The sequence below is a fragment of the Caballeronia sp. M23-90 genome, from assembly GCF_053574605.1.
Genome location: NZ_JBSIPA010000775.1, coordinates 1 through 1,625, shown reverse-complemented (window position 1 = coordinate 1,625; position 1,625 = coordinate 1). Strand labels below are relative to the sequence as shown.

1 protein-coding gene and 1 pseudogene are annotated in these 1,625 nt (G+C 61.1%); one reads left to right on the top strand and one right to left on the bottom strand.

Translation table 11 applies throughout. From position 1 onward, the window contains the following. Nucleotides 1-1,397, top strand: a 1,397-nt coding sequence (gene cobJ, locus ACRXB1_RS35740) for a precorrin-3B C(17)-methyltransferase (protein WP_449494732.1), incomplete at its 5' end; no start/stop codon positions are given. A 15-nt stretch (nucleotides 1,398-1,412) separates the two neighbouring features. On the opposite strand, the pseudogene ACRXB1_RS35735 reads toward cobJ, so the two are convergent. Then, nucleotides 1,413-1,625 (bottom strand): annotated as a pseudogene (locus ACRXB1_RS35735) (magnesium chelatase); the annotation flags it as partial.

Genomic DNA, 1,625 nt, shown 5'->3' with positions numbered 1-1,625 from the left:
TTCTCATCGACTTGCGGCGCAGCCGCTTCAGCTTTCACAGGTTCGTCAGGATACGCGTACCGAATCGAAGACGGAAAACGTGGCTGAGGGTCGCGCCCGCGATCACGACGAGCGGCGAATTGCGTTTCGGCACATGCCTGCTGAATCCTCCGGCGGGGTATGTGCTTGCGGATATCGAACATGGAAAGCGCTTCGTGTCCGATCTTCTGGCGGGAAGCACAACGCGCATCGAAGGCAACGCACCGTGGCTGGATCAGGTCGAATTGCCCCGTGCCTCCGATGCAAACCGCGCAATCCGGATCTCGCCGCATGTTAGTGAAAACGCCGGCGAACTCATGATTCACCCGCGCTCGGTCGTCATTTGCGTGAACGCGGTGCGTTCGGATGATCCGATCGCCGAACGCATCCGCCGTGCGTTGCTTGAGGCAAAGATATCGCCGCTGTCGGTCGCCGCCATGCTTGCGCCCGTGTCCATGATGACGTCGGCGCGCCTGATCGAAGCTGCGCATGTCCTTGATGTACCCCTGAGATTCGGCGCCTTGCCGGACGGGTTCGAAACGTTCAGAGCGCATGACGAAGGCCTCGCAATATTGATTGCGCCGTATCCGGTTGATGTCACGAACCTCGGACAAGCACGCGGCACGCTGACCGTGATCGGCCTGGGTCCCGGCAGCGCGGACTTGATGGTACCGGCGGCCAAATACGTGTTGTCCCTCGCCGACGATATTCTTGGCTACGAGACCTACGTGCGCATGGCCGGTCCATTCAAGCCGAATCAAATCCTCCATTGCACCGATAACCGCGAAGAAATGCAGCGCGCGCGTCATGCGTTGGAACTGGCGAGCACGGGGCGCAGGGTCGTGGTTGTGTCGTCAGGAGATCCAGGCGTGTTCGCCATGGCCGCCGCAGTGCTCGAAGCACTTGACGCAGGACAATCCAACGAGGCGTGGTCTTCCGTAGACCTGAACATCCTGCCCGGTGTGTCGGCTGCGCTGGCGACTGCCGCGCGTGCCGGCGCGCCGCTCGGTCACGACTTCTGCATGCTCTCGCTTTCCGATAACCTGAAACCATGGGCCGTCATCGAGATGCGTCTGCGACATGCCGCTCAAGCCGATCTCGTGATGGCGTTCTACAACCCGGTCTCGCGTGCAAGGCCTTGGCAGTTGGATCGTGCGCTTGAGATCGTGCGTGAGTATCGCGATGGAACGACCACGGTCGTGCTGGGAAGGAACATCGGCAGGCCGGGTGAAACGTTGATCACGACCACGCTCGCAAACCTGCGTTCCGATCAGGTCGATATGCGAACCATGGTGATCGTCGGATCATCGACGACGCGAAGCTTTGCGCGCGGCGATGGCAGTGGCGAGTGGGCGTACACGCCCCGCTGGTACGAATGAGCGGCTGATGAGCCACTAAGCCGATGTCATGTCAGCGGCTGTACGATAGTCCGCATGCCATGACGCGGCGAGTTTTGCGCATCGGCCAAGACTCACGGCCGCACTTTCAAAATCGACGACAACGATCTGATCCGCCGAATCGGGACGCGCTGGGGTTTCGGCGCTTCGCCCATCGGTGAGCAACCAGAGAATGCGACGCTGCGAAGGCTTGCGACGCGCAGCGCGCAA